This is a genomic window from Vreelandella venusta, assembly GCF_044809155.1.
GTDB lineage: Bacteria > Pseudomonadota > Gammaproteobacteria > Pseudomonadales > Halomonadaceae > Vreelandella > Vreelandella venusta_B.
On the sequence record NZ_CP085241.1, the window covers coordinates 2004613 to 2027601 of the forward strand.

18 protein-coding genes are annotated in these 22989 nt (G+C 54.2%); 1 reads left to right on the forward strand and 17 read right to left on the reverse strand.

What is annotated here, in order from left to right; translation table 11 throughout:
* Positions 1-63 precede the first annotated feature (63 nt).
* The 3 genes from LG301_RS09445 to secA all read right to left on the reverse strand — a co-directional run bounded on the left by LG301_RS09445 (position 64) and on the right by secA (position 5102).
* Positions 64-1020, reverse strand: coding sequence for a Nudix family hydrolase (locus tag LG301_RS09445; protein ID WP_404470863.1), 957 nt, complete (start codon positions 1018-1020; stop codon positions 64-66).
* Positions 1021-1098: 78 nt separating this feature from the next.
* Positions 1099-2328, reverse strand: a complete 1230-nt coding sequence (gene argJ, locus LG301_RS09450; protein WP_404470865.1) for a bifunctional glutamate N-acetyltransferase/amino-acid acetyltransferase ArgJ — start codon at positions 2326-2328, stop codon at positions 1099-1101.
* Between the two features lie 38 nt (positions 2329-2366).
* The gene (gene secA / locus LG301_RS09455; RefSeq protein WP_404470867.1) at positions 2367-5102 is read right to left on the reverse strand and encodes a preprotein translocase subunit SecA; all 2736 of its coding nucleotides are present in this window, start codon (positions 5100-5102) and stop codon (positions 2367-2369) included.
* 561 nt (positions 5103-5663) lie between these two features.
* On the opposite strand from secA, the gene LG301_RS09460 reads away from it, so the two are divergent.
* The gene (locus LG301_RS09460; protein ID WP_404470869.1) at positions 5664-6137 is read left to right on the forward strand and encodes a DUF721 domain-containing protein; all 474 of its coding nucleotides are present in this window, start codon (positions 5664-5666) and stop codon (positions 6135-6137) included.
* Positions 6138-6236: 99 nt separating this feature from the next.
* On the opposite strand, the gene lpxC is transcribed toward LG301_RS09460, so the two are convergent.
* The 14 genes from lpxC to ftsL all read right to left on the reverse strand — a co-directional run bounded on the left by lpxC (position 6237) and on the right by ftsL (position 22986).
* Positions 6237-7148, reverse strand: coding sequence for a UDP-3-O-acyl-N-acetylglucosamine deacetylase (gene lpxC, locus LG301_RS09465; RefSeq protein ID WP_404470871.1), 912 nt, complete (start codon positions 7146-7148; stop codon positions 6237-6239).
* Between the two features lie 156 nt (positions 7149-7304).
* A complete protein-coding gene (ftsZ, locus tag LG301_RS09470) occupies positions 7305-8483 on the reverse strand; it encodes a cell division protein FtsZ (protein ID WP_404470873.1) in 1179 nt (392 codons plus the stop codon).
* Between the two features lie 34 nt (positions 8484-8517).
* Complete coding sequence (gene ftsA / locus LG301_RS09475) at positions 8518-9807, reverse strand: cell division protein FtsA (protein WP_404470875.1); 1290 nt, start codon at positions 9805-9807, stop codon at positions 8518-8520.
* Between the two features lie 310 nt (positions 9808-10117).
* Positions 10118-10834, reverse strand: coding sequence for a cell division protein FtsQ/DivIB (locus LG301_RS09480; protein ID WP_404470877.1), 717 nt, complete (start codon positions 10832-10834; stop codon positions 10118-10120).
* Between the two features lie 10 nt (positions 10835-10844).
* Positions 10845-11786: a D-alanine--D-alanine ligase gene (locus tag LG301_RS09485; RefSeq protein ID WP_404470879.1), complete on the reverse strand. Its 942-nt coding sequence runs from the start codon at positions 11784-11786 to the stop codon at positions 10845-10847.
* Positions 11783-13195, reverse strand: a complete 1413-nt coding sequence (gene murC, locus LG301_RS09490) for a UDP-N-acetylmuramate--L-alanine ligase (RefSeq protein ID WP_404475220.1) — start codon at positions 13193-13195, stop codon at positions 11783-11785. Before murC ends, LG301_RS09485 begins: the two co-directional genes overlap by 4 nt.
* Before the next feature lie 53 nt (positions 13196-13248).
* Positions 13249-14346: an undecaprenyldiphospho-muramoylpentapeptide beta-N-acetylglucosaminyltransferase gene (gene murG, locus LG301_RS09495; RefSeq protein WP_404470881.1), complete on the reverse strand. Its 1098-nt coding sequence runs from the start codon at positions 14344-14346 to the stop codon at positions 13249-13251.
* Positions 14347-14364: 18 nt separating this feature from the next.
* Positions 14365-15546: a putative lipid II flippase FtsW gene (gene ftsW / locus LG301_RS09500; RefSeq protein ID WP_404470883.1), complete on the reverse strand. Its 1182-nt coding sequence runs from the start codon at positions 15544-15546 to the stop codon at positions 14365-14367.
* A complete protein-coding gene (gene murD, locus LG301_RS09505; protein WP_404470885.1) occupies positions 15543-16922 on the reverse strand; it encodes a UDP-N-acetylmuramoyl-L-alanine--D-glutamate ligase in 1380 nt (459 codons plus the stop codon). Before murD ends, ftsW begins: the two co-directional genes overlap by 4 nt.
* Positions 16923-16976: 54 nt before the next feature.
* Positions 16977-18059, reverse strand: coding sequence for a phospho-N-acetylmuramoyl-pentapeptide-transferase (gene mraY / locus LG301_RS09510; RefSeq protein ID WP_404470887.1), 1083 nt, complete (start codon positions 18057-18059; stop codon positions 16977-16979).
* Between the two features lie 14 nt (positions 18060-18073).
* Positions 18074-19420 (reverse strand): UDP-N-acetylmuramoyl-tripeptide--D-alanyl-D-alanine ligase, encoded by a 1347-nt coding sequence (murF, locus tag LG301_RS09515; RefSeq protein ID WP_404470889.1) that lies wholly within the window; start codon positions 19418-19420, stop codon positions 18074-18076.
* On the reverse strand, positions 19417-20931 hold the full coding sequence (locus LG301_RS09520) for a UDP-N-acetylmuramoyl-L-alanyl-D-glutamate--2,6-diaminopimelate ligase (RefSeq protein WP_404470891.1): 1515 nt from the start codon (positions 20929-20931) through the stop codon (positions 19417-19419). Before LG301_RS09520 ends, murF begins: the two co-directional genes overlap by 4 nt.
* Before the next feature lie 16 nt (positions 20932-20947).
* Positions 20948-22654: a peptidoglycan D,D-transpeptidase FtsI family protein gene (locus tag LG301_RS09525; protein ID WP_404470893.1), complete on the reverse strand. Its 1707-nt coding sequence runs from the start codon at positions 22652-22654 to the stop codon at positions 20948-20950.
* Complete coding sequence (ftsL, locus tag LG301_RS09530; RefSeq protein WP_404470895.1) at positions 22651-22986, reverse strand: cell division protein FtsL; 336 nt, start codon at positions 22984-22986, stop codon at positions 22651-22653. The genes LG301_RS09525 and ftsL overlap by 4 nt, the downstream gene beginning before the upstream one ends.
* Positions 22987-22989: the final 3 nt, after the last annotated feature.

Consider the following 22989-nt stretch of genomic DNA (forward strand, 5'->3'; position numbering starts at 1 on the left):
AAAAAGCGCCTGCTCCAAAAAAGGAGCAGGCGCTTTTTTAGTTAAGCATAACGAGTGGCAGACTTATTTCCAAAAATCACGAATCGACGCGATACCCTGCGCGCCCACAGCGCGGGCGTGGTTGGCATCAAAGCGAGTCATGCCGCCTAGTGCGAACACCGGCATACCGGCACGCTCTACCAACTGCTGAAAATCGTGCCAGCCCAGCGGCGCCACTTCAGGATGCGAGGGCGTGGTGCGCAGTGGGGACAAGGTTACGAAATCGCAGCCAAGCACTGCCGCTTTAGAGAGCTGAGTCTGATCATGGGTAGACGCAGAAAGCCATTTATTCTCGGCAATCGGGCGACGATCAAGGTTCATCAAGCGTTCGCTGGTCAAGTGAATGCCGTCAGCATCAATGTCATCAAGCAGCGCAGGATCCGCATTAAGCACCAGACGGGCATCGTGCTGACGACAAAGCGCTAAGGCGCGTTCTGCCCGCGCGAGGTACGCGGCTTTATCCAGACCCTTGGCACGCAGCTGAACAAGACGAATGCCATCTTCTCGTAGCGCCCGCTCTAAAAGCGCCTCAAAGCGCTCTTCATCGGCCTCTTCACCGGTAATTAAATAGTCGGTGGGCAGCATCACCGCGCGCAAAATCGGTAGGTTAGCCGCAGGGAAGGGGTAGTTCGCCAGCTCTTCCATAGGCACCCAGCGTACCGCTTGACCTTCGCGCCCAAAGGGTTCGCCTGCGAACTCCTGCACCTGCCAAACGTCCAACAGGATGTGCTTATCAGGATACTCATGGTGAATACGAATCAGTGGACGGGCACGTACAATTTCAACGCCGAGCTCTTCATGTAACTCACGTTTAAGCCCTTCCAACCCCGTTTCGTAGGGAGCTAATTTGCCACCGGGAAACTCCCATAGGCCTCCATGGTCGACATTAGAAGGTCGACGCGCAATTAGCACTTGCTTTTGATCGGCGCTGATCATTGCAGCCGCCGCGACATGAACCCGTCGTTTTACCATTACACTCATTACGCCTTTATCCACTTTGTGCGCGCCGCCCTAAACCCAAGCGGCGCTGTATCGCTGCACTAACCCCTACTGCTAAGGCTAGCTGCGGTAATCTGCATTGATAGACACATACTCATGGGAGAGGTCTGAGGTCCACACCGTGGCACTCTCTTCGCCTCGCCCTAAGTTGATCCGGATTGTAATCTCTTCCTGCGCCATCACCGCGCTACCTGCTGCTTCTGTATAGCTGGCAGCACGCCCTCCGTTCTCAACCAAACGCACATCACCAAGGTCAATTATGATGCGACTAACATCAAATGCGTTAACGGGCGCTCGGCCTACCGCGGCCAAAATACGCCCCCAGTTAGCATCGGATGCATATAATGCGGTTTTAACCAGCGGTGAGTGCGCAACAGTAAACGCCACATCCAGTGCTTCCTGGCGGGTTGAAGCATCATTTACCTGAAGCGTTACAAACTTCGTCGCCCCTTCCCCGTCGCGAATAATCGATTGAGCAAGTTCCGTCATCACCCGCTGCAGCGCGTTACGAAACACGGCAATTTGCTCATCGCTTTCGATACGTGCACCGCTGCCTGTTGCTGCCAACATGCAGGCATCATTGGTCGACGTATCGCTATCGACGGTAATGCAGTTGAACGAACGGTCAACCGTTTCGCGCAGCAGTGTTTCAAGAAGCGTTTGCTCTATAGCGGCATCGGTGACCACAAACCCCAGCATGGTCGCCATATTGGGCTTAATCATGCCGGAGCCTTTCGTGATGCCGTTAATCGTGACCTGCTGGTCACCAATGTTCACGGTCACCGTCGCGCCTTTAGGACGAGTATCCGTCGTAAGAATCCCCTCACCCGCATGCTGCCACGCGTGACTGGTATCAGCGAGTGAACCGACAGCGCTTGGCAGGCCGGCCACTAAACGCTCCATGGGCAGCGGCTCACCTATCACGCCTGTTGAGAAAGGTAGCACCTGGCTTTCTGCTACACCCAGCTGCGATGCCAAGGCGGCGCAGCTGGCATAAGCATCGCGCATGCCCGCTTCACCTGTGCCCGCATTGGCATTGCCAGTATTGATTAGCCAGCAGCGTGGCGCTACGCCTTCACTTAAACAGCGCGCCATATGTGCTTTAGCCACGGCCACCGGCGCCGCACAGAAGGCATTTTGCGTAAACACGCCAGCAACCGTGGCGGACTCAGGTAGCTCAATCACCACTATGTCACGGCGATCCGGTTTCTTAATACCCGCCATTGCAGTGCCTAGGCGTACTCCCTTTATAGGGGGTAGCTCAGGAAAGGGAACGTTTCCCACCGCCATATTTTTCTCCTTCACATTAGCTCAAGAGAGCTGAGCGATTAGCTTAACTTACCGCAGCACTGCTTATATTTTTTACCGGAACCACAGCTACAGGGGTCGTTGCGACCTACTTTAGGCCCTTCCCGGCGAAGCGGGCGCCCGTCAGCACCTTGAGACTCCGGAGAACGCCCGCTGCTATTTTGCGCAGCAGCTTCGTCGTGGCGGCTGTCCGCAGTCGCTTTTTCACGGGCCAGCTCTTCACGGCGCTTCTGCTCTAGAGCATCCACCTCTTCAGGCTGACGCACCTGAACATGGCTTAGAATGCGTGTGACGTCTGCTTTTATATTGGTTAGCAGGTTTTGGAATAGCTCAAACGATTCACGCTTGTACTCCTGCTTGGGATTCTTCTGAGCGTAGCCACGCAGGTGGATACCACGGCGCAGATGATCCATCGACTGAAGATGCTCTTTCCAGCGAGTATCCAAGACCTGCAGCATCACCTGTTTCTCAAAGCGGCGAATTAGCGCAGCGCCAGCCGCCTCCACTTTGGCTTCGTAGGCTTCGCGATGCATGGTCTGAAGGCGTTCACGGAGTTTCTCTTCACTGAACCGCTCATCTTCTGCTGACCACTGCACCACCGGTGCATCAAGATTAAACTCGGTCTTTAGGTGCGCTTCCAAGCCCGGCAGATCCCACTGCTCTACCAAACTCTGCGGGGGCACAAAATCGCTGATCGCCTCTTCCATGACCTCTTCACGAATGCCCAGCACTGCATCGGAGATATCGTCAGACGCCAGCACTTCATTGCGCTGGTTATAAATAACACGGCGCTGGTCGTTGGCCACATCATCATATTCAAGGAGCTGCTTACGAATATCGAAGTTACGCCCTTCGACCTTTTTCTGTGCACGCTCAACGGCGTTAGACACCATCTTGTGTTCAATGGCTTCCCCACGCTCTAAGCCCAGCGCCTGCATCAAACGCTTAACGCGATCAGAGCCAAATAGCCGCATCAGGCTATCTTCCAAGGAGAGGAAAAAGCGCGTAGAACCCGGATCACCCTGACGCCCTGCACGGCCACGCAGCTGGTTATCAATACGGCGGGATTCATGGCGCTCAGAGCCCACAACGTGTAGACCACCGGCTTCCAGCACGGCATCGTGACGCTTTTGCCATTCTGCTTTAAGCGCGTCGAGCTGTGCCTGGGTAGGATTTTGCAGTTTTGCTGCTTCTGCTTCCCAATTACCCCCCAGCATAATATCGGTACCGCGGCCTGCCATGTTGGTGGCAATGGTAATCGCTCCGGGGCGACCTGCCTGAGCAATAATTTCCGCTTCGCTTTGGTGCTGCTTAGCGTTCAAGACGTTAAATTTCAGCCCCGCCTCGCGCATTAAACGGGCAAGGTACTCAGAGGTTTCAATCGACGCAGTACCTACCAGTACTGGCCGACCCGCTTCTGTTTCAGCCTTAACATCTTTAATGATGGCTTCGTACTTCTCTTCCGCACTCAGGAAAACCAGATCATTCAGATCTTTCCGCGCCAGCACACGATTAGTCGGAATCACTATCACGTCTAGGCCATAGATCTGACGGAACTCAAAAGCTTCTGTGTCAGCCGTGCCCGTCATACCCGCCAACTTCTCGTACAGGCGGAAATAGTTCTGGAAGGTCGTGGATGCTAGCGTTTGACTTTCACGCTGAACGGTAACGCCCTCTTTGGCTTCAACGGCTTGATGAAGCCCCTCGGACCAGCGGCGGCCCGGCATTGTGCGGCCGGTATGTTCATCAACGATGACGACCTGGTCTTCAGCGACAATATAATCAACGTCAGGGTGATAAAGATGGCGGGCTCGCAGCGCAGAGTGCATGTGCTGCAAAAGATTAAGATTTTGCGCAGCGTAAAGTGAGTCCTCTTCACCCAGTAGCCCCTCAGCGCGCATCAAGGCTTCTACCTTATTATGGCCCTGCTCGGTGAGTTCTACCTGCTTCTGCTTCTCATCAAGCAGGAAGTCCCCTGTTACGGTAGCCTCTTCATCTTCTAACACCTCGCCTTTTTCCAGCTGCTGGGCAAGACGATTGACCACGCCATAAAGGTCGGTATTTTCATCGACAGCGCCAGAAATAATCAGCGGTGTGCGCGCTTCATCAATGAGAATAGAGTCTACCTCGTCGACGATAGCGTAGTGCAGGCCACGCTGAACTTTATCTTCAAGCGAGAACGCCATATTGTCGCGCAGGTAGTCAAAGCCGAACTCGTTGTTGGTACCGTAGGTAATATCGCACTGGTAGGCGTGGCGCTTCTCTTCACCGCTCTGACCCGAAAAAATCACGCCAATGGAAAGGCCTAAAAATTCATACAACGGACGCATCCACTCGGCATCACGGCGCGCCAGATAGTCATTTACAGTAACGACATGCACCCCTTTTGCAGGCAGTGCATTTAAGTAAACTGCCAGGGTCGCTACCAGCGTTTTACCCTCGCCCGTTTTCATTTCAGCAATGCGCCCACGGTGTAGCGTCAAACCGCCGATCATCTGCACATCAAAATGGCGCATGCCCATGACCCGCTTGCTTGCCTCGCGCACGACGGCAAAAGCCTCGGGCAGTAGGCTGTCAAGCGCTTCACCCTCGTTTAACCGCTGACGAAGAAACGTCGTTTTACCCTGCAAATCAGCGTCGCTCAGCCCTTCCAGCTCTGACTCTAACTTATTGACCTCATGCACATTTTTATGCATCCGCTTCACTTCGCGATCATTTTTAGAGCCAACAACTTTGCGTAACAAATTATTAATCATGAAAATTCCAAATCATCTTGGGCAACCTTTATGAAGGCGCCCTTTATATATAAGGCAAATAAAGGAGTTCTAATGCGGAAGGGACAAGCAAGGAGGGCCGCGCTGAGTCAGCACGTCTTTAGCCGCGACTAGGCGCCGTTTAATTAACGGCAATAACTGCGCACGAGCAGGTCGAAGGGTAAGCTGACGCGCCAGGCAACTACCCCAGAAACGAAGCGCACGACGTTTTTTAGCAATCCACTGAGACTGCACACGCAAAATGGCAGGTACCCAAAAACAGATACTGACACTACGCTCACTGCCGCGAAACGCATCTGATGGGTGTAAACTTGCAGGCAATAAACAACTTACCAGAAGCCCAGCCAGCCACCAGCGCGCTAGGCCATGACGGCGCTGGCGCCGTGGCGAAGCGAGTAAGACATCTGGTGTTAACGACATGCTGTGGGCTAGCTCCTGGGCGTGTTAGGCTCTTCTGATTGGCGTTCGATCAAGTAAACGATTGATAATCGCCCGCTTCGGACTGCCAAAAGTTTATATCAAGCCATCTCGGAAATTAGGCGTATGAGTATAAAGGTTAAGCGATCTCACGCACAGCCCATCACCCAACTGCTGTCTAAGTCTGGCGACATTGGGCAATTAATGCGCCAGTCTCGCTTAATTGACCAAGCACAGCGGCATCTCCGCGCTCACTTGCCTGAAGAAATGCGTGAGCACATTTTTGTGGGCGGGTTTCGTGACGGACGATTAATGCTGATTAGCGGCCAAGCGAGCTGGCTAACGTGGTTACGCTACGAACAACAACGCCTGCTTACCCTTCTCCACCAGCTACCAGGGTTTGAAAGCGTTAACGGCTTTACCTTAAAAGTCCGCCCAGTGCGGCCAGTAGAGAGTCCAAAACGCTATACGCGTTCACTCTCTAGCAACGCCGGAAAAACCTTAGCTGAGTGCGCAAAAGATACCGACAATCCATCACTCAAAAAAGCGTTAGAGCGCCTGGCCTCCCATGCGCCACACCCCTCGGAAAGTGAAGACTAAAGTGCTTACTCAACATGCATAAAGCACCGTCTAAGCGGTGCTTTATATGATGGGACTAGAAACCAATATTTCAACCAGCTAAGTCGTTCGCAGGACTTGCTATGCCATGGCAGGGGCCGCGTAGGAGATAGGTGCAACCGCCTTCTCTTCTTCAAACGTCACGATCTCGTAAGCATCTGGCTGCTCCATCAGCTCACGGCAAAGCTGATTATTGAGTGCATGGCCCGATTTGATGCCACGAAATTCACCAATTAGGCTATGCCCTAACTGATAAAGGTCGCCAATCGCGTCAAGCACCTTATGCTTGACGAACTCGTCTTCATAGCGCAAACCGCCTTCATTAACGATGCGGTAGTCGTCGACCACGATGGCGTTATCCAGGCTGCCACCCAGTGCCAGATTATTAGAGCGCAAAAACTCCAAATCGCGCATAAACCCAAACGTGCGCGCACGCGAAACTTCTTTAACAAACGAAGTCGTTGAAAAATCTATCAGCGCAGTTTGCTTCTGCTGTTCAAAGACAGGGTGATCAAAATCAATTGCAAACGACACTTTAAAGCCCTGATGCGGCAGGAATACCGCCTCTTTATCGCCATCACTGACCGCTACACGGCGCTTAATGCGGATAAATTTCTTAGGCGCTTCTTGCTCAAGAATACCCGCCGATTGGATCAAAAAAACAAACGGACTGGCACTGCCATCCATGATCGGCACTTCAGGTGCGCTAACATCGACGTAGGCATTGTCGATACCCAACCCTGCAAACGCTGACATTAGGTGCTCAACCGTTGCCACTTTGACCCCCTCGTGAGAGAGCGCAGTGCACAGCGTGGTGTCTTCAACCAATTCCGCACGAGCAGGCACATGCACAACAGGATCTAAATCGGTTCTAACGAACACAATGCCCGTATTTGCCGGCGCCGGACGCAAAGCCAAGTGGACTTTTTTTCCAGAGTGCAGACCCACTCCGGTGGCGCGGATAACGTTTTGTAGTGTGCGTTGTCTGATCATGGGCAGTGGTCTAGCTCTAGTGTCGGCGGCGATTGGCCTAAAACTGGCAAATACCGCGGGGAGAAAAGTTATCAAACAGTGTTCACTTTAACAGCAAACGAGCGTTTTAACCAACAAAACTCTCGTTTGCCGTGTCAGTGAGAGACGCAGCGCAGCTTAATCCGCCTGACGGCGTAAAAAAGCAGGAATATCCAGATAGTCGTCAGCTTCTGAAGCGCGACGCTTTTCTGGGCGGGATTTAGCTGCTGGAGAAGGCGAGGCCTCGGCGCGAGCTGTTGCTTGCTGGCGCATCACAGTTGGTTGCTGAAGCTTTCGGTAATCCGATGACTCCGCTGCTGAACGACGCGCAGGCTCACGTGTGGCAGCCTTTGCTTTACTACCATCCAGCCCAGCCGCCACAACCGTTACCCGCAGTTCATCAGACATTTCCATATCGATGGAGGTACCGACGACAATAGTTGCTTCCTGTGAGGCAAACTCTTGAACCGTCGCGCCCACATCGTTGAACTCACCGATCGATAAGTCAGGCCCAGCAGTAATATTGACCAGGATGCCACGTGCGCCGTGCAGATCGATATCTTCCAGCAACGGGCTACGGATCGCTTTTTCAGCTGCTTCACGCGCGCGGTTCTCACCGGTCGCGCCACCAGTACCCATCATGGCCATGCCCATTTCTGACATAACGGTGCGCACGTCAGCAAAGTCGACGTTGATGATGCCCGGGCTAGTGATCAGTTCAGCGATACCCTGAACGGCGCCTAGCAACACATCGTTAGCGGCACTGAATGCAGTGAGCAGCGTGGCATTTTTGCCCAGCACTGACAGTAGCTTTTCGTTGGGAATAGTGATCAGCGAGTCAACGTGCTCTGAGAGCTCTTTCATGCCCTCTTCTGCCGCGCGCATCCGTTTTGGCCCTTCAAACGGGAAGGGTCGGGTCACCACGGCCACCGTTAAAATGCCCAGCTCTTTAGCCACCTGAGCTACGACCGGTGCACCGCCAGTTCCGGTACCACCGCCCATACCGGCAGTAATGAACACCATATCGGCGCCATTTAGCAGCTCGGCAATTCGATCTCTGTCTTCCATGGCAGCTTGACGTCCAACCTCGGGGTTGGCGCCAGCGCCCAGCCCTTTGGTTATTTCACTACCAAGCTGCAAAACCGTTTTTGCGGATACGCGTTTAAGCGCCTGGGCATCGGTATTAGCGCAAATGAATTCTACGCCTTCGATGTTGCTCTCGACCATGTGGTTGACAGCATTACCACCGCCGCCGCCAACACCGACCACTTTGATGACCGCACTGCTCGAGGGTGCGTTATCTACCAATTCGAACATAAGCCCCGTCTCCTGAACCGCGCTTGCGGCCCTGTCAGAAATTTCCTTTGAACCAGCCTTTAATTTTCGCCAGCGCTGGATTGCCTTCCTTGCTATCACGCCGGGCAAGCTCGTTACGCCCTTTGTGCGCGGTAACGACTCCCCCATGGCTTTCTAGGCCCTGCCCATGGCGCATTTCCTGCAAGGCATAATGCAGCAAGCCAACGCCCGTTGCATAAATAGGATTACGCACCACGTCCGCCAACCCTCTAACATTTTGCGGGCAGGCAATACGAACCGGCATATGGAAAATCTCTTCTGCTAGTTCGCTAACACCTTCCATGCGCGAGGTGCCGCCGGTCAGTACCACACCGGCTGCTACCATGTCTTCATAGCCACTGCGGCGTAATTCGTCTCTTACCAGCGTAAAAAGTTCTTCGTAGCGCGGCTCAACCACTTCGGCTAATGCTTGGCGTGATAGATCCCGCGATGGACGATCCCCTACACTGGGCACTTTAATCATTTCATCACTTGCGGCGAGGTGCGTTAGCGCACAGGCGTACTTTACTTTAATCTCTTCAGCATGCTGAGTAGGCGTACGCAGCGCCATGGCAATATCATTAGTGACTTGGTCACCGGCAATGGGTATCACCGCAGTGTGGCGAATCGCCCCTTCGGTAAATATAGCCATATCCGTCGTGCCGCCGCCAATATCGACCATACAAACGCCCAGCTCACGCTCGTCTTCAGTTAGCACCGCCATGCTAGAGGCTAACTGCTCAAGGATGATGGCATCAACGTCTAGTCCGCATCGGCGCACACACTTTTCGATATTCTGTACGGCGTTTAGCGCCGCCGTGACCAGATGTACCTGCGCCTCAAGGCGCACACCCGACATGCCTAGCGGCTCGCGGATGCCGCCCTGGGCATCAATCGAGAACTCTTGCGGCAGTACATGCAATACGCGCTGTCCTTCAGAAATGGCCCGAGCACGTGCGGAGTCGATTACCCGATCAATGTCAGAAGGCGTTACTTCACGCTCTTTAATCGCTACGACGCCATCTGAGTTCATCGAGCTAATATGGCTACCCGCCACGCCCACGTACACCGAGTGAATATCGCAGCCCGCCATTAGCTCCGCTTCTTCAACCGCGCGTTGAATTGACTGAACCGTTGATTCAATATTGATGACTACGCCACGCTTCATGCCACGTGAGGGGTGGGAACCGATACCGGCTATCTCAATCCCACCATCATCGGTGGGCTGACCGACTATCGCGACGACCTTGGACGTTCCAATGTCCAGCCCGACAACCATATTGGATGCGTTGGGTGAGCCTGCCATGAGTCGGTAAATCTCCTTATCGTAATATTAAACGTTATCGTAGTGATGGATAACGCTTTCTCGGTAAAACATCCCAATCGGCGCCAACCAAAAAAATTGTTATGGCCTATTGAGAAAAACGCAGCCAAAACTCAAAAGGAATAAATAAAATCCGCAAAAACGCTGATAGGGACATAGTATAGAAACAATAGTCGCAATACGACTAGTCCATACCCACGATAATGGGCATAACCGTCAATTAAAACCCTATTAATGGCTCTCAGCGTTGGTGACCACTCACATTTACCTGCTTTTTGCACATTACAAAAGGCTATTCACTCTTGGTAACTTCAAAATCGCTCTCGCCATGCCAAGCAACCGCTACGCCATTTGGGTAGCGCAGGTCAATATACCGAATATGGTCACTTAGCTGCGCTAGTTCGCGCTGCCAGGAAGCAGACAAACGCGCTAAGCGGACATCATGCTGACGTCTGCCTAACATTATCCAAGCACCATTATTTAGCTGCAACCGCCATGCACCGCGTGGCTCCAAGCGCAGCTGCGCCAACGACAGCGACAAATTGGCGAAATGCGGCGTCAGCCGGTGGTAAAAAGTAAGCACTTCTTCACTACTGCCTGCAGGGCCAGCCATGTCTGGCAATCCCGACGGCGCAGAAAGCGGGGCAAACGCGAAGGGTTCCCCCTGCGGGTTGAGTAAAAAAGTGTCGTTCCAGCGAGCAACCGGCTGCTGCTCAACCAATTCAAAAACCAACGCGTTGGGCCACTCTCGGGAAATGCGCACCTCTTTTAACCAGCCAATAGCGAGTGCTCGGCTACGCAGATCTCCCAAATCTGCGGACAACCAAGTGGCATGTTGGACAAGCGGCGCCAACTGAGTACGCAGGTAGTCGGCGCTGACATAGTCCCACTCCCCACGAATGGAAACCCGTTCAATAGGTCGGTCTAGCCACAGCCAAAGTGCACGACTGCCAGCACCTAATACCAGTGCCAGCAGAAGAATACCTAACCAGGCATTACGCCTTTTCATAAGGCACTCTTCATGATGCGCTCTGCTGGCCAGCGGTCTGCAGTATCTGCACGACCAACTGATCAAAACTGATTCCGGCATGGGCAGCCGCCTGAGGCACCAAGCTGTGGTCGGTCATCCCCGGTACGGTATTGACTTCGATCAACCAGAATTTACCGTCAGCATCGCGCATAACGTCGACGCGGCCCCAGCCCTCGCCACCAATGGCTGCAAATGCCTGCTGGCACAGCGATGCTAACGCTTGTTCATCCGGGGCTTCTAAACCACAGGGAAGATGGTACTGGGTGGTATTGGATACATACTTAGCTTCGTAATCGTAAAAGCCCCCCGGCACCTCAACCCGTATCGCGGGTAACACTTTGCTGCCTAGCAGAGCAACAGTGTACTCTTCACCGACAACAAATCGCTCCGCCATCACGCGAGCATCGTACTGAGCAGCCGCATGGTACGCGGCTTCTAAAGCCTCCTGGCTTTTGACGATACTAATCCCCAGCGTGGAGCCTTCGTGAACGGGTTTAACCATCATCGGCAACCCTAGTTGAGCGACAACGGCTGCCCAGTTTGATTCAGCGCTCAACATTATGCTCTCAGGCGTTGGTAGCCCCACCGCGTGCCATACTTGCTTGGTACGCTGTTTGTCCATTCCAAGCGCTGAGGCTAAAACGCCGCTGCCGGTGTAAGGTATTTTTAACAGCTCTAACGCTCCCTGAAGCGTTCCATCCTCGCCACCGCGACCGTGTAGAGCAACAAACACCGCCGTGGGCGCCAACCGCTCAAGCCCCACTAAACCGTTATCTTTGAGGTCGTAGCCTACCGCTTGAATGCCTTCTCGTTTCAAAGCGTCTAACACAGCGGTGCCACTTTTAAGCGACACGTCTCGCTCGGCGGACATTCCGCCATAAACCACCACCACTCGCGCTAAGCGATCTACTTGAGATACTTGGGCACTCATAGCTCAACCCCGTCCAACACCAGTTTTGACTGCGCTAAACGCAGCGATATGCCCCCTACGTCACCAGCCCCTTGGGTAATTAAAATATCGTCAGGCCGCAAAACGTTGCCCAGCAGCGAAGGAAGCTCCTCCTTATGCTCTACAAAAAGTGGGTCAACATCGCCACGCTGACGGATAGAGCCTGCTAACGTTCGCCCTTCTGCACCCGGGATCACCGCTTCGCCAGCGCTATACACATCTAACAAAATGAGCGTGTCCACTTGAGAGAGTACCCGGACAAAATCTTCGTAAAGATCGCGGGTGCGACTATAGCGGTGCGGCTGATACAGCATAACCAACCGACGATTTGGCCAGCCAGCGCGTACCGCCTGAATGACCATGTCGACTTCGCGAGGATGGTGGCCGTAATCATCTACCAGCATCACCTCGCCGGAATGTTTAGGTGTCGGAAAATGCCCATGAACCTGAAAGCGCCTACCCACACCCGCAAAACCGGCGAGTCCACGCAAGATAGCCTCATCACTAACGCCTGCATCGGTAGCTACCACAATGGCCGCCATGGCATTAAGGGCATTATGCCGCCCAGGCATCGCTAGCCGAATGGCAAGCGGCGTTGCGTCGCCTGGGCGTAGGGCGGTGAACGTCACCTCTCCGGCCTGCTGTTTGAAATCAGCAATACGATAATCGGCATCGCTATCAAACCCGTAAGTTACAAATTGGCGCTTTACCCGCTCACACAGGCCGCGCACGTGCGGGTCATCTATGCACAAAACGGCTAACCCGTAGAAGGGCAGATTATGCAAAAACTCGATAAAGGTGTTTTTCAACCGCTCAAAGTCACCGCCATAGGTCGCCATGTGATCTGCATCAATATTGGTAACAATCGATACCATGGGCTGCAAGTGCAAAAACGACGCGTCGGACTCATCGGCCTCAGCGACCAAATAATCGCCCTCGCCCAGGCGCGCATTAGCGCCGGCACTGGTCAGTTTGCCTCCTATAACAAAGGTGGGGTCTAAGCCACCCTCCGCGAGCAGCGTGGCGGTAAGGCTTGTGGTGGTGGTTTTCCCATGAGTACCCGCCACCGCGATGCCGTGACGAAAGCGCATGAGTTCAGCCAGCATTTCCGCGCGACGAACTACCGGCACCCGGTGCTCATGAGCCCAGCGGATTTCAGGGTTAGCTTCGTCTATGGCACTTGAAACCACAACAACATCGGCGCCTTGTACGTTTTCTTCAGCATGCCCGATCGCGACACTCACGCCGCAGCCACGCAACCGTTCAACAACGGCAGACGCTTTCATATCACTACCGCTGACGCTATACCCCTGATTTGCCAGGACTTCTGCAATACCACACATGCCTGCGCCACCGATACCCACAAAATGCAGCCGCTTAATGCGGCGCATACCAGGACCGCTAGGGCGAACATCTTGTAAAGACGTACTATTCACTATATCGGTCACGCCGTTTCTCCTCGATTTATTAACGCTAGGCAGCCATCTGTTAAGCGCTGGGTGGCATCTAAATAAGCCGCTTGACGAGCGTTCGATGCCATCTGGGCTAATTTGGCTGGCGTTAATAATTCATTTAAATAGTCAGTTAAGCGCTCTGGCGTAAGCTCTTGCTGTACGACACACAGGGCAGCTCCCGCCTTTACCAAAACGTCTGCATTGATACGCTGATGATCGTCGACAGCAAAAGGAAAGGGTACTAACAGCGCAGGCTTTGCGGCCGCTGCAAGCTCAGCCACTGTCAATGCGCCAGCGCGACAGACTACTAGGTCTGCCCACTCATACGCTGCGGCCATATCATCAATAAACGGGCTTACTTCTGCCGCAACGCCGTGCTCTGCATAGGCTTGCGCTGTCTCTTTATCACGGTCTTTACCCGCCTGATGGCGAACGTCTGGACGCTTTTGCGGGGCTAACGCAGCTAAGGCAGGCGGCAGTCGTTCATTAAGCGCCAGCGCACCTAGCGACCCCCCCACGACCAATAACCGCAGCGAACGTGCACTCATTGTTGCCGCTTCGCGGGTTTGCTCTCCTAGGGCAGCGATATCATCACGAACTGGGTTGCCAATCACCTCAGCACGGGGCCCAAACGCCTCAGGGAAAGCAGCATAAGTGCGCGTTGCCAAGCGAGAAAGCACCCGATTGGTCAAACCTGCGACGGCATTTTGCTCATGAATCACCAGCGGAATACGCGATAACCAAGAGGCAAGGCCGCCCGGGCCGCTTGCAAAGCCGCCTAGCCCAACCACAACATGGGGTTTAAATGCTTGGATCACCTGCCTGGCCTGCAACACAGCCCGGGTGAGATTTATAGGCGCCTTAAGCCAGCCGCTTACGCCGTTACCCCGCAGCCCACTAATCGCAATCGCGTGCAGTCGAATACCTGCCTCGGGAACCAAGCGGTTTTCGATACCACGCGGACTCCCCAGCCACTCAACGTCAACATGATGCGCTTGCAATGCGCGAGCCAGTGAAAGCGCCGGGATAACGTGGCCGCCGGTTCCCCCAGCCATAATCAAAACGCGCCGACGTGCATTCGTTGCCACACACCACTCCTTAAATAATTACGACAATCGTGGTTCGTGACGAGACCTGTAAGGCGTAGGCGTACGGCGTGGGCGATGACGTGTTTCCGCATCCGTACGAAGCAACAGTCCCACCATTAATCCAGTAACCAAAAGACTTGAGCCGCCATAGCTAATCAGCGGGAGCGTTAAACCTTTGGTAGGCAGTAACCCTGAACTCACTGCCATGTTAATAAAAGCCTGCGCCGCGATCACAAAACCAATGCCATAGCTAACGTAGGCACCAAACATATGACCTGCCAGCTCTGCCCTGCGGGCAATCCACATTGCCCGCGCGATGAAGACTGTAAACAAAAGCACGACTGCGATAGCGCCAATCATACCCAGCTCTTCTGCGACCACGGCAAAAATAAAGTCGGTATGCGCTTCTGGCAAATAATGAAGCTTTTGGACGCTATTACCCAATCCGGTGCCCGTGACATGTCCGCGCCCAAACGCGATGAGCGCTTGGGTTAATTGATACCCCGTCGCAAACTGGTCCGCCCAGGGGTCTAAAAAGCTGGTCCACCGCGCTAATCGATAAGGTTCCATTGCTACCATCATGACAGCACCTGAGGCCAATAACCCGCCACTGCCTAACAGCAGCGTCAGCGATGCGCCACTCATCATTAACATGCCGATAACACAGACGGTGTAAACCACCATGCCACCAAAGTCTGGCGCCAAAAACAACAGCCCTGCAGGCACTGCCAATACGGCCAATGGGCGCCACATACTAAAAGCGCGCTGACGAAGTTCATAAGTAAAGCGCGACATAAACGCCGCCATATAGAAAATCAGCCCCAACTTGGCAAACTCTGACACCTGCAAGCTTGGTAGTGGCCCAGGCAACGAAATCCAGCGCTTACTACCATTAACTTCTTGTCCGATGATCAGTACCAACACCAGCATAAAAATGCTGGCCAGCAGGAGCAGCGCCGCATTCTGGCGCCACATCTCAAGCGGTACGCTAATCATGAAAAGGCACGCCAGTATGGAGATCACTAAGAAAATCCCATGCTGGCGAGAGTAGTAGTAACTATTTTCCAGCAACCCTATCGACGCAGAGCTGACCATGACCCATCCGAGTCCTGCCAGCCCAACGACCGAAATGATTAGCCAAATATCACAAGGCAAATGGCGCGTGCTCAGCGCCTCACGCAGACGCTCAAGGCGACTCATGGGTTCACCTCGGCCTTTTTATCCATTACCCAACGACGAAACGCTTCACCGCGCTCCTGATAGTTAGCAAATTGATCGAGACTTGCACAGGCGGGTGAAAGCAGCACGCAATCACCCGGTTGTGCTATTTGCCAAGCAGCCGCCATAGCCTGATGCAAATGATCAACGTGGTGAACGTTATTAGAGGGCATCAGCGCAGCGGATAAGCGCGGGGCATCTTCACCAAACAGGAGTACCGTTCTGGCACACGCTGCTAGCGGTGCCGCAAGCGGTGTAAAATCAGCGCCTTTGCCCACACCGCCGGCCAATAAAATCAATTTCCCTGTCAGCGTCGCGCTAATGCCATTAATCGCCGCAAGGGTTGCGCCGACGTTGGTGCCTTTTGAATCGTTTACCCATGTTACCCCGTTAATATGGGCGATGACCTCACTGCGATGCGGCAACCCTCTAAATGCACGTAGCGCTTCACACATCGATGACTTGCTAAAACCCAGTGCTCTGCCCATCGCCAATGCCGCCAGGGCATTCAGGTAGTTATGCTGGCCTGCAACGGTGAGTTCGCGGGCGCTGATCCAGGAATCATCTCCCTGGACAAGCATGAGGCTGCCATCGACACGTGCTAGCCCCCACGCCTCTCCTACCGGCGTGCCAGAAGTAAAGTGCTCAACGACTGCCAAATCATTGGGTGGCCAGGTAAGCGGGTCATCCGCATTAACAATCGCGTGTTGCGCCCCCAGAAAGATGCGCTGTTTAGCGGCGCGGTAACCTGCCATATCCCCGTGACGATCCAAATGATCTTCACAAATATTTAAAAATGCGACGGAAGCAGCGCCTAAGTAAGGCGTTGTTTCCAATTGAAAACTAGACAGCTCCAGAATATAGAGATCGGCATGTGGATGCTGTGCCAGTAAATCCAGTGCAGGCGTTCCTAAATTCCCCCCTACCGCCGCATTAACACCCGCAGCCGCGGCCATTTCCCCCAGCAGGGTCGTCACCGTGGATTTAGCATTAGAACCCGTTATAGCAGCGATAGGAGCCTTAACAGCGCGCTTAAAAAGGGCTATCTCACCCACCAACATGGGCTCGCCGGTAGCTGGATTATGACGCGCCAGCAGGCCCTCAAGCCCAGGAGTATTAGGGTCAACCCCAGGGCTGACCACGACTTCATGGGCATGAGTAAAATCAAGCGCCGTTAAAGGGCCACAGTGCAAAGTGGTTCCTGGGTGGGCCGCGTAAAAATCATCTAAGCCTGGAGGCGCTTGACGGGTATCAGCCACCATAAACGGCACATTATGACGCGCCAGATGGCGGCAGATCGCTCGCCCTGACACCCCTAGCCCCACCACAACCGTCATTCCATGTGCTACTTGCACCATTGAGCTGGCTCCTTTACATGACACGCCAGTAGCGCTCCGCTATAACGCGACTCATCAACGTACTTTCAGCGTGGCTAAACCGAGCAGCACCAGCACAACAGTGATAATCCAGAAGCGCACAATGACCCTAGGCTCTGGCCAGCCTTTCAGCTCATAGTGATGGTGGAGCGGTGCCATGCGAAAAATACGCCGTCCCGTCATCTTATAAGAAGCAACCTGAAGAATGACCGACACCGTTTCCAACACAAAAATCCCACCCATAATGAACAGGACAATCTCTTGGCGAACAATCACAGCAACCACGCCTAGCGCCGCGCCAAGTGCTAGCGCACCCACATCGCCCATGAACACCTGGGCGGGATAGGTGTTAAACCATAAGAAACCTAGCCCTGCGCCTGCAATCGTGGCACAAAATATTGCTAGCTCACCGGTGCCATTGATAAAGGGTATGTGCAGATAGTTGGCAAAAACTGCGTTACCGCTGGCGTAGGCAAATACGGATAGGCCCATAGCTACCAACACGGTCGGCATTATGGCCAAACCGTCTAAGCCGTCTGTTAGGTTAACCGCATTGGAGCTGCCCACGATCACAAAGTAGGTCAGCACGATGTAGAAGACACCTAGCGGGAGAGCAACATCTTTAAACAGAGGCACCAGCAGGCTGGTTTCCACCGGTGTTGACGCCGTCACGTAAAGCACAATGGCGGCCCCAAGCCCAACGACCGACTGCCAAAAGTATTTCCAACGTGCAGGCAGGCCTCGGGGATTTTTCTCAACCACTTTGCGGTAGTCGTCTACCCAACCAATCGCACCAAAGCCCAGGGTTACTGCCAACACCACCCAAACATAATGGTTGGTTAAATCCCCCCACAACAACGTGCTGATCGCAATAGCCAGCAAAATCATAGCGCCGCCCATAGTAGGCGTACCGGCTTTCGAAAGATGTGATTGCGGCCCATCATCACGAACTGCCTGACCGATCTGACCTTCTACTAACCGTCGAATCACCCATGGGCCTAGCCATAGGCAAAGCATCAAGGACGTTAATGCGGCCAAAATAACGCGTAACGTAAGGTAGTTAAAAACCTGAAAAGCAGTTTGATATTGGGCTAAGAAATTCGCCAGATGAAGTAACATGAACGGCGCTTACCTTATTTATCCGAACGCAGCGCGGCGATGACATTTTCCATGCCCGCGCTCCGCGACCCTTTCACCAGCAGCGTGGTGTCAGGCGGCAACGTATTGATAATATGACGCACAAGCGTCTCGTGGTCGTCAAAATGCTGCCCGCGACCAAAGGCTTCACTGGCTGGACGTGCGGCATCCCCGTACGTCAGCAGCGTGTCGATACCAAGTGAAGCAGCGAAGCGGCCCACCTCAGCATGCAGTGCTTCAGATGCCTGACCAAGCTCCCCCATCGCCCCCAGCGCACACCAGCGCGGCGCTGGGAAACTGGCCAGTACCTCCAGGGCAGCTTTCACTGCGCCTGGATTGGCGTTATAGGTGTCATCTAGCAGCGTGGCATTACGCAAACCCGGCACACAGCTTAAGCGCCCTGGCAGGCAGGGCAAGCGTGACAAGCCAGCCACTACGCGTGCCGGCGCTATTCCAACGGCCAGTGCAGCTGCGGCGGCAGCTAGGGCATTGCTAACATTGTGCTTACCCATTAATGGCAAGCATACCTCGCCCAGCGGCTGCCCATGGTAGACAAGCGTGAAAGCATACCGTCCCTGGGAGTTACAGGAAAGAGCCGCAGCATACACATCTGCTTGGCTGTCCCAGCCATAGCTAATTACACGGCGCGGTGCAGCACAGGCTGACCAAAAGGCGAAATAGCGGTCTTCTCTATTGATCACTGCTACACCGTTGGCGCTTAAACCCAATAGGATTTCGCTTTTTGCCTGGGCGATTTGCCCCATGCCACCAAACTCTCCCACATGCGCCCCAGTCACATTGGTAATGATGGCAACTTCAGGCAGCGTAAGCTGACTGGTCCAGGCAATCTCACCTAAATGATTCGCTCCCAGCTCCACAACCGCCGCTTGATGATCAGGCGTGAGCCGCAATAACGTTAGTGGCACACCAAAATCGTTATTTAAGTTGCCCTCGGTTGCCAGCACATCGCCCAGCGGCGCTAAGAGCGCAGCGGTCATCTCTTTGACGGTCGTTTTACCACTGTTGCCCGTCACCGCAACGATAGGCAACTGATAGCGATGGCGCCACGCCTGCGCTATCAACCCTAGCCCTAGGCGGGTATCCGCACACTGTAGCTGGGGCAAAGCACTATCGACTGCTTGCTCAACCAGGGCAGCCACTGCCCCTTGCTCTCGCGCCTGCTCCAGAAAATCGTGGCCATCAAAACGAGGCCCTTTTAGCGCTACAAACAGTGAGCCTGGCACGACTTTACGCGTATCCGTCACGATACCTGTCAAAGCTATATCGTTAACGGGTAGCGGTATATTAAGCGCCGCTGCCACGCTCTTCAGCGACCAGTTCACGATTGCTTACCTTTTATCCCTCGGCCACTCAACCCTAGCGCCTTGTGCACTTGCTGCTCATCTTGGTAATCGTGACGAACACCGGCTATGTCTTGATAAGCTTCGTGCCCTTTACCTGCCACGAGCACCACATCCTGCGGCCCGGCTTGCTCAACCACATAAGCAATTGCTTTACGACGGTCGCCAATCTCGGTAAAGGAGGCGTTGGCAGAGAAGCCTGTAATAATCTGCTGGCGTATCTGTTCAGCAGACTCAAAGCGGGGATTGTCATCAGTCACCACGACATGGTCGGCATGGCGCTCTGCAAACGCGGCCATCTCAGCGCGTTTACCCGTATCGCGATCTCCACCGCACCCAAACAGGCACCACAACGCGCCCTTATTTTCGCCCAGGTGAGCTTTAAGCGCCTCAAGCGCGTTTTGGAGCGCATCAGGCGAATGAGCGTAGTCAATCACCACACTTGGCCCGCTATCTGCGCGGTAAAGCTCCATCCGCCCAGGCACTGGCGCAAGCCTTGACGCCGCCTCAAAGAGGCGATCAAGCGGCTCTCCTAGACCATAGAGCACTGCCATCGCCAGCAATACATTGTCTAAGTTAAATCGCCCCATCAAGCTAAGATCGATGGTTTTTTCACCCTCAGGCGTAGCAATAAGCGCTTGCTGCCCCTGACCATGGGGGTGCCAGTCAATCACGCGGAGCGTTACCGCCTCATCACTACCTGTTGCCAGCACACGCACGTTGCTTTCACATCCCGCTAACATCAGGCGCGCTAACGGGTCATCTGCATTCACCACAGCAAGCGTGAGCTCAGTGCGACGAAACAGCTTGGCTTTGGCAGCCGCGTACGCTGCCATACTGCCGTGATAATCCAGATGGTCTCGGGTTAGGTTGGTAAAAACGCCAACATCAACCTCCACAGACTCCAGTCGATGCTGATCTAAGGCATGCGAGGAAGCCTCAAGAGCAACACGCTTTACGCCCTGCCGCGCCAAATCGCCCAAAATATGCTGAAGCGCTAGAGGTCCAGGTGTCGTTAGGCCGCTTTCTACCAATTGGCCAGGGCGCCCAACGCCTAACGTGCCAATAACGCCTGCGGGCGTGTCAAGCAATTCACTTAAGGCCGCAATATAGTGCGTAACCGAGCTTTTGCCGTTAGTGCCGGTTACTGCAATGACCTGTAAATCATTAGGCACCTCAAACAGCGCCCTACCTAGCTCTCCCAGACGCAGAGAGAGGTGCGGCAAGAAGAGTACCCGCCCATCCAAGGTGACACTACTCTGCTTGGTGTGCGCCAGTACTAATGAGGCGCCACCTTCAAGCGCATGCTCAATAAACGTTCGCCCATCCTGCTGGCTTCCCGGCACTGCTACAAACACATCACCCGCTTCCAGCTTGCGGGAATCGGTTATTAAACGAAACGTTTCAGGCAAACTTGCTGCCAGGTTAGGCAGCACGGCATTGGGCCACACTTGCTTTAGTGCGCGCCATAAATTATCTGGGTGCAACGTCATGCAATCTCCTTCAACACTATTCGACCTCATGATCAGGCGGCACGTCCAGTAACCGTAACGCATTGCCCGTTACACTTGAAAAAACCGGTGCGGCCACCGCTCCACCGTAAAACTCACCCGCTTTTGGGTGATCGATCATCACAACGGTGACAATACGCGGGTCTGAAATAGGCGCAATGCCTGCAAACACGCTGCGGTAAGCATCAGCAACGTAGCCCTGCTGTCCCGTTTTGCGCACCGTTCCGGTTTTTCCGCCTACTCGATACCCTTCCACTCGCGCACGACGCCCGCCCGAATAGGCGCCTACCGAGGTTTCTAAAACGTCTAACAGGTCATCGGCGACGCTAGGGGAGATAGCAGGAATCCCCTGGGGAGGCGCTGACAGTCTTAACAATGAAGGGGGTAGACGCTCCCCCCCATTTGCCAAAGCCGTATATGCACTGGCGAGCTGAAGCGCTGACGTCGAAAGACCGTACCCATAAGAGAGTGCAGCGCGCTCGCTGCGTGACCAGCGAACCGGTGCAGGCAGACTTCCCGTCGATTCACCAGGAAAGCCCGTTCCAGGGCTTTGCCCCAAGCCTAGCTGGTTATATTTCTCCCAGATGGCCGTTTCACTCATCTGCAACGCCAAACGAGACATACCAATATTGGACGATTTCTCTAAAATCCCCGCCAGATCTAACTCACCGTAGTTACGGAAATCGCGGATAGTAAACTGATCAATGCGCATCCATCCAGGCGAGGTATCCACGACTACATCGCGATCAACAAGCCCGCTTTCCAAGATGGCGGCCATCGCGAGCGGTTTCATAACCGAGCCGGGTTCAAACACGTCGACTAGCGCTTGATTACGCAATCCTCGCGGGTCTAGGCCTGCACGATTATTGGGGTTATAAGAAGGCAAATTAGCCATCGCCAGCACTTCGCCTGTACGGGCATCCAACATCACCAGTACGCCGCCGTCCGCCTCATGCTCGGCGACAGCGGCACGTAGCTCTCGATACGCCATATACTGGATGCGCTGGTCAATCGCGAGAGTTAGCTCGCCCCCCGGCTGAGCATCACGAATAACTCCCAGCTCTCGTACGAGCCGACCCCGGCGGTCTTTAATGACTCGGCGCTGACCAGGGTGCCCGGCTAAATAGGGCTGATAAGCAAGCTCTAAACCCTCTTGTCCAACGTCATCGACATTGGTAACACCGAGTACTTGAGCGGCCACTTCTCCTGCCGGGTAGTAACGCTTATATTCACGCTGGGGATAAACCCCTGGCGTTCGCAGATCAAGAATACGCTGTGCCGCTTCTGGCGTCATTTGACGGCGCAGATACATAAACTCTCGGCCACTAAAACGTTCAACTCGGGACTCAAAATCATCTAGCGTCCACCCTAGGGCTTGAGCCAGCATAAAACGCTGAATGCCGTCACTGGGAAGTTCTTGGGGGTTTGCCCAGAGCGTTACCACCGGCGTGGAGATAGCCAGGGGTTCACCGTTTCGGTCGGTAATCATCCCTCGGTGGGCAGGAATCGCCTCATGGCGCAGGGTTCTTGCATCCCCCTGGCTTTGCAGAAAAGGCCGGTCGATCACTTGCAGCAGAGTAATCCGCCCAATCAAAATGCTCGACGCTAACATCACAATAATGAGGATAAATAAAAAGCGCCCGCCCGCTAGAGGAGGCGCGACCGGCAATTGCCGGGACATTCCACCCCGCCGCTGCCGGTTCATGGCCGAATAACCTCGACATCATTTACATCGGGAATACGCATATCGAGCCGTTCCGTGGCAATTTGTTCAATCCTTGCAGGGGTTGACCAAGCCCCCTCCTCAAGCAGCAGCTGCCCCCACTCGGTTTGCAGCTGATTTTTTTCCTGCTCCAGCTGCTGAAGCTGGGCAAACTGTACTCTGGTCATGTGCGTGGTAGTGACAATAGCCAAGCCTGTCGCCAGACAGCATAAAAACAGAACGCTGATCACCAGCGGCCAGAAGCGCATGCGCCACGTGAACGGCCACTCAGTGCGCAACGTAGAGACCCAATACTGAATCCGATCCATGTTCATGGC

Bases quoted from the DNA above. Each gene is read 5' to 3' on its own strand.
- LG301_RS09445 (WP_404470863.1), bottom strand. From the start codon at position 1,020: ATGAGTGTAATGGTAAAACGACGGGTTCATGTCGCGGCGGCTGCAATG.
- argJ (WP_404470865.1), bottom strand. From the start codon at position 2,328: ATGGCGGTGGGAAACGTTCCCTTTCCTGAGCTACCCCCTATAAAGGGA.
- secA (WP_404470867.1), bottom strand. From the start codon at position 5,102: ATGATTAATAATTTGTTACGCAAAGTTGTTGGCTCTAAAAATGATCGC.
- LG301_RS09460 (WP_404470869.1), top strand. From the start codon at position 5,664: ATGAGTATAAAGGTTAAGCGATCTCACGCACAGCCCATCACCCAACTG.
- lpxC (WP_404470871.1), bottom strand. From the start codon at position 7,148: ATGATCAGACAACGCACACTACAAAACGTTATCCGCGCCACCGGAGTG.
- ftsZ (WP_404470873.1), bottom strand. From the start codon at position 8,483: ATGTTCGAATTGGTAGATAACGCACCCTCGAGCAGTGCGGTCATCAAA.
- ftsA (WP_404470875.1), bottom strand. From the start codon at position 9,807: ATGGCAGGCTCACCCAACGCATCCAATATGGTTGTCGGGCTGGACATT.
- LG301_RS09480 (WP_404470877.1), bottom strand. From the start codon at position 10,834: ATGAAAAGGCGTAATGCCTGGTTAGGTATTCTTCTGCTGGCACTGGTA.
- LG301_RS09485 (WP_404470879.1), bottom strand. From the start codon at position 11,786: ATGAGTGCCCAAGTATCTCAAGTAGATCGCTTAGCGCGAGTGGTGGTG.
- murC (WP_404475220.1), bottom strand. From the start codon at position 13,195: ATGCGCCGCATTAAGCGGCTGCATTTTGTGGGTATCGGTGGCGCAGGC.
- ftsW (WP_404470883.1), bottom strand. From the start codon at position 15,546: ATGAGTCGCCTTGAGCGTCTGCGTGAGGCGCTGAGCACGCGCCATTTG.
- murD (WP_404470885.1), bottom strand. From the start codon at position 16,922: ATGGTGCAAGTAGCACATGGAATGACGGTTGTGGTGGGGCTAGGGGTG.
- mraY (WP_404470887.1), bottom strand. From the start codon at position 18,059: ATGTTACTTCATCTGGCGAATTTCTTAGCCCAATATCAAACTGCTTTT.
- LG301_RS09520 (WP_404470891.1), bottom strand. From the start codon at position 20,931: ATGACGTTGCACCCAGATAATTTATGGCGCGCACTAAAGCAAGTGTGG.
- LG301_RS09525 (WP_404470893.1), bottom strand. From the start codon at position 22,654: ATGAACCGGCAGCGGCGGGGTGGAATGTCCCGGCAATTGCCGGTCGCG.
- ftsL (WP_404470895.1), bottom strand. From the start codon at position 22,986: ATGAACATGGATCGGATTCAGTATTGGGTCTCTACGTTGCGCACTGAG.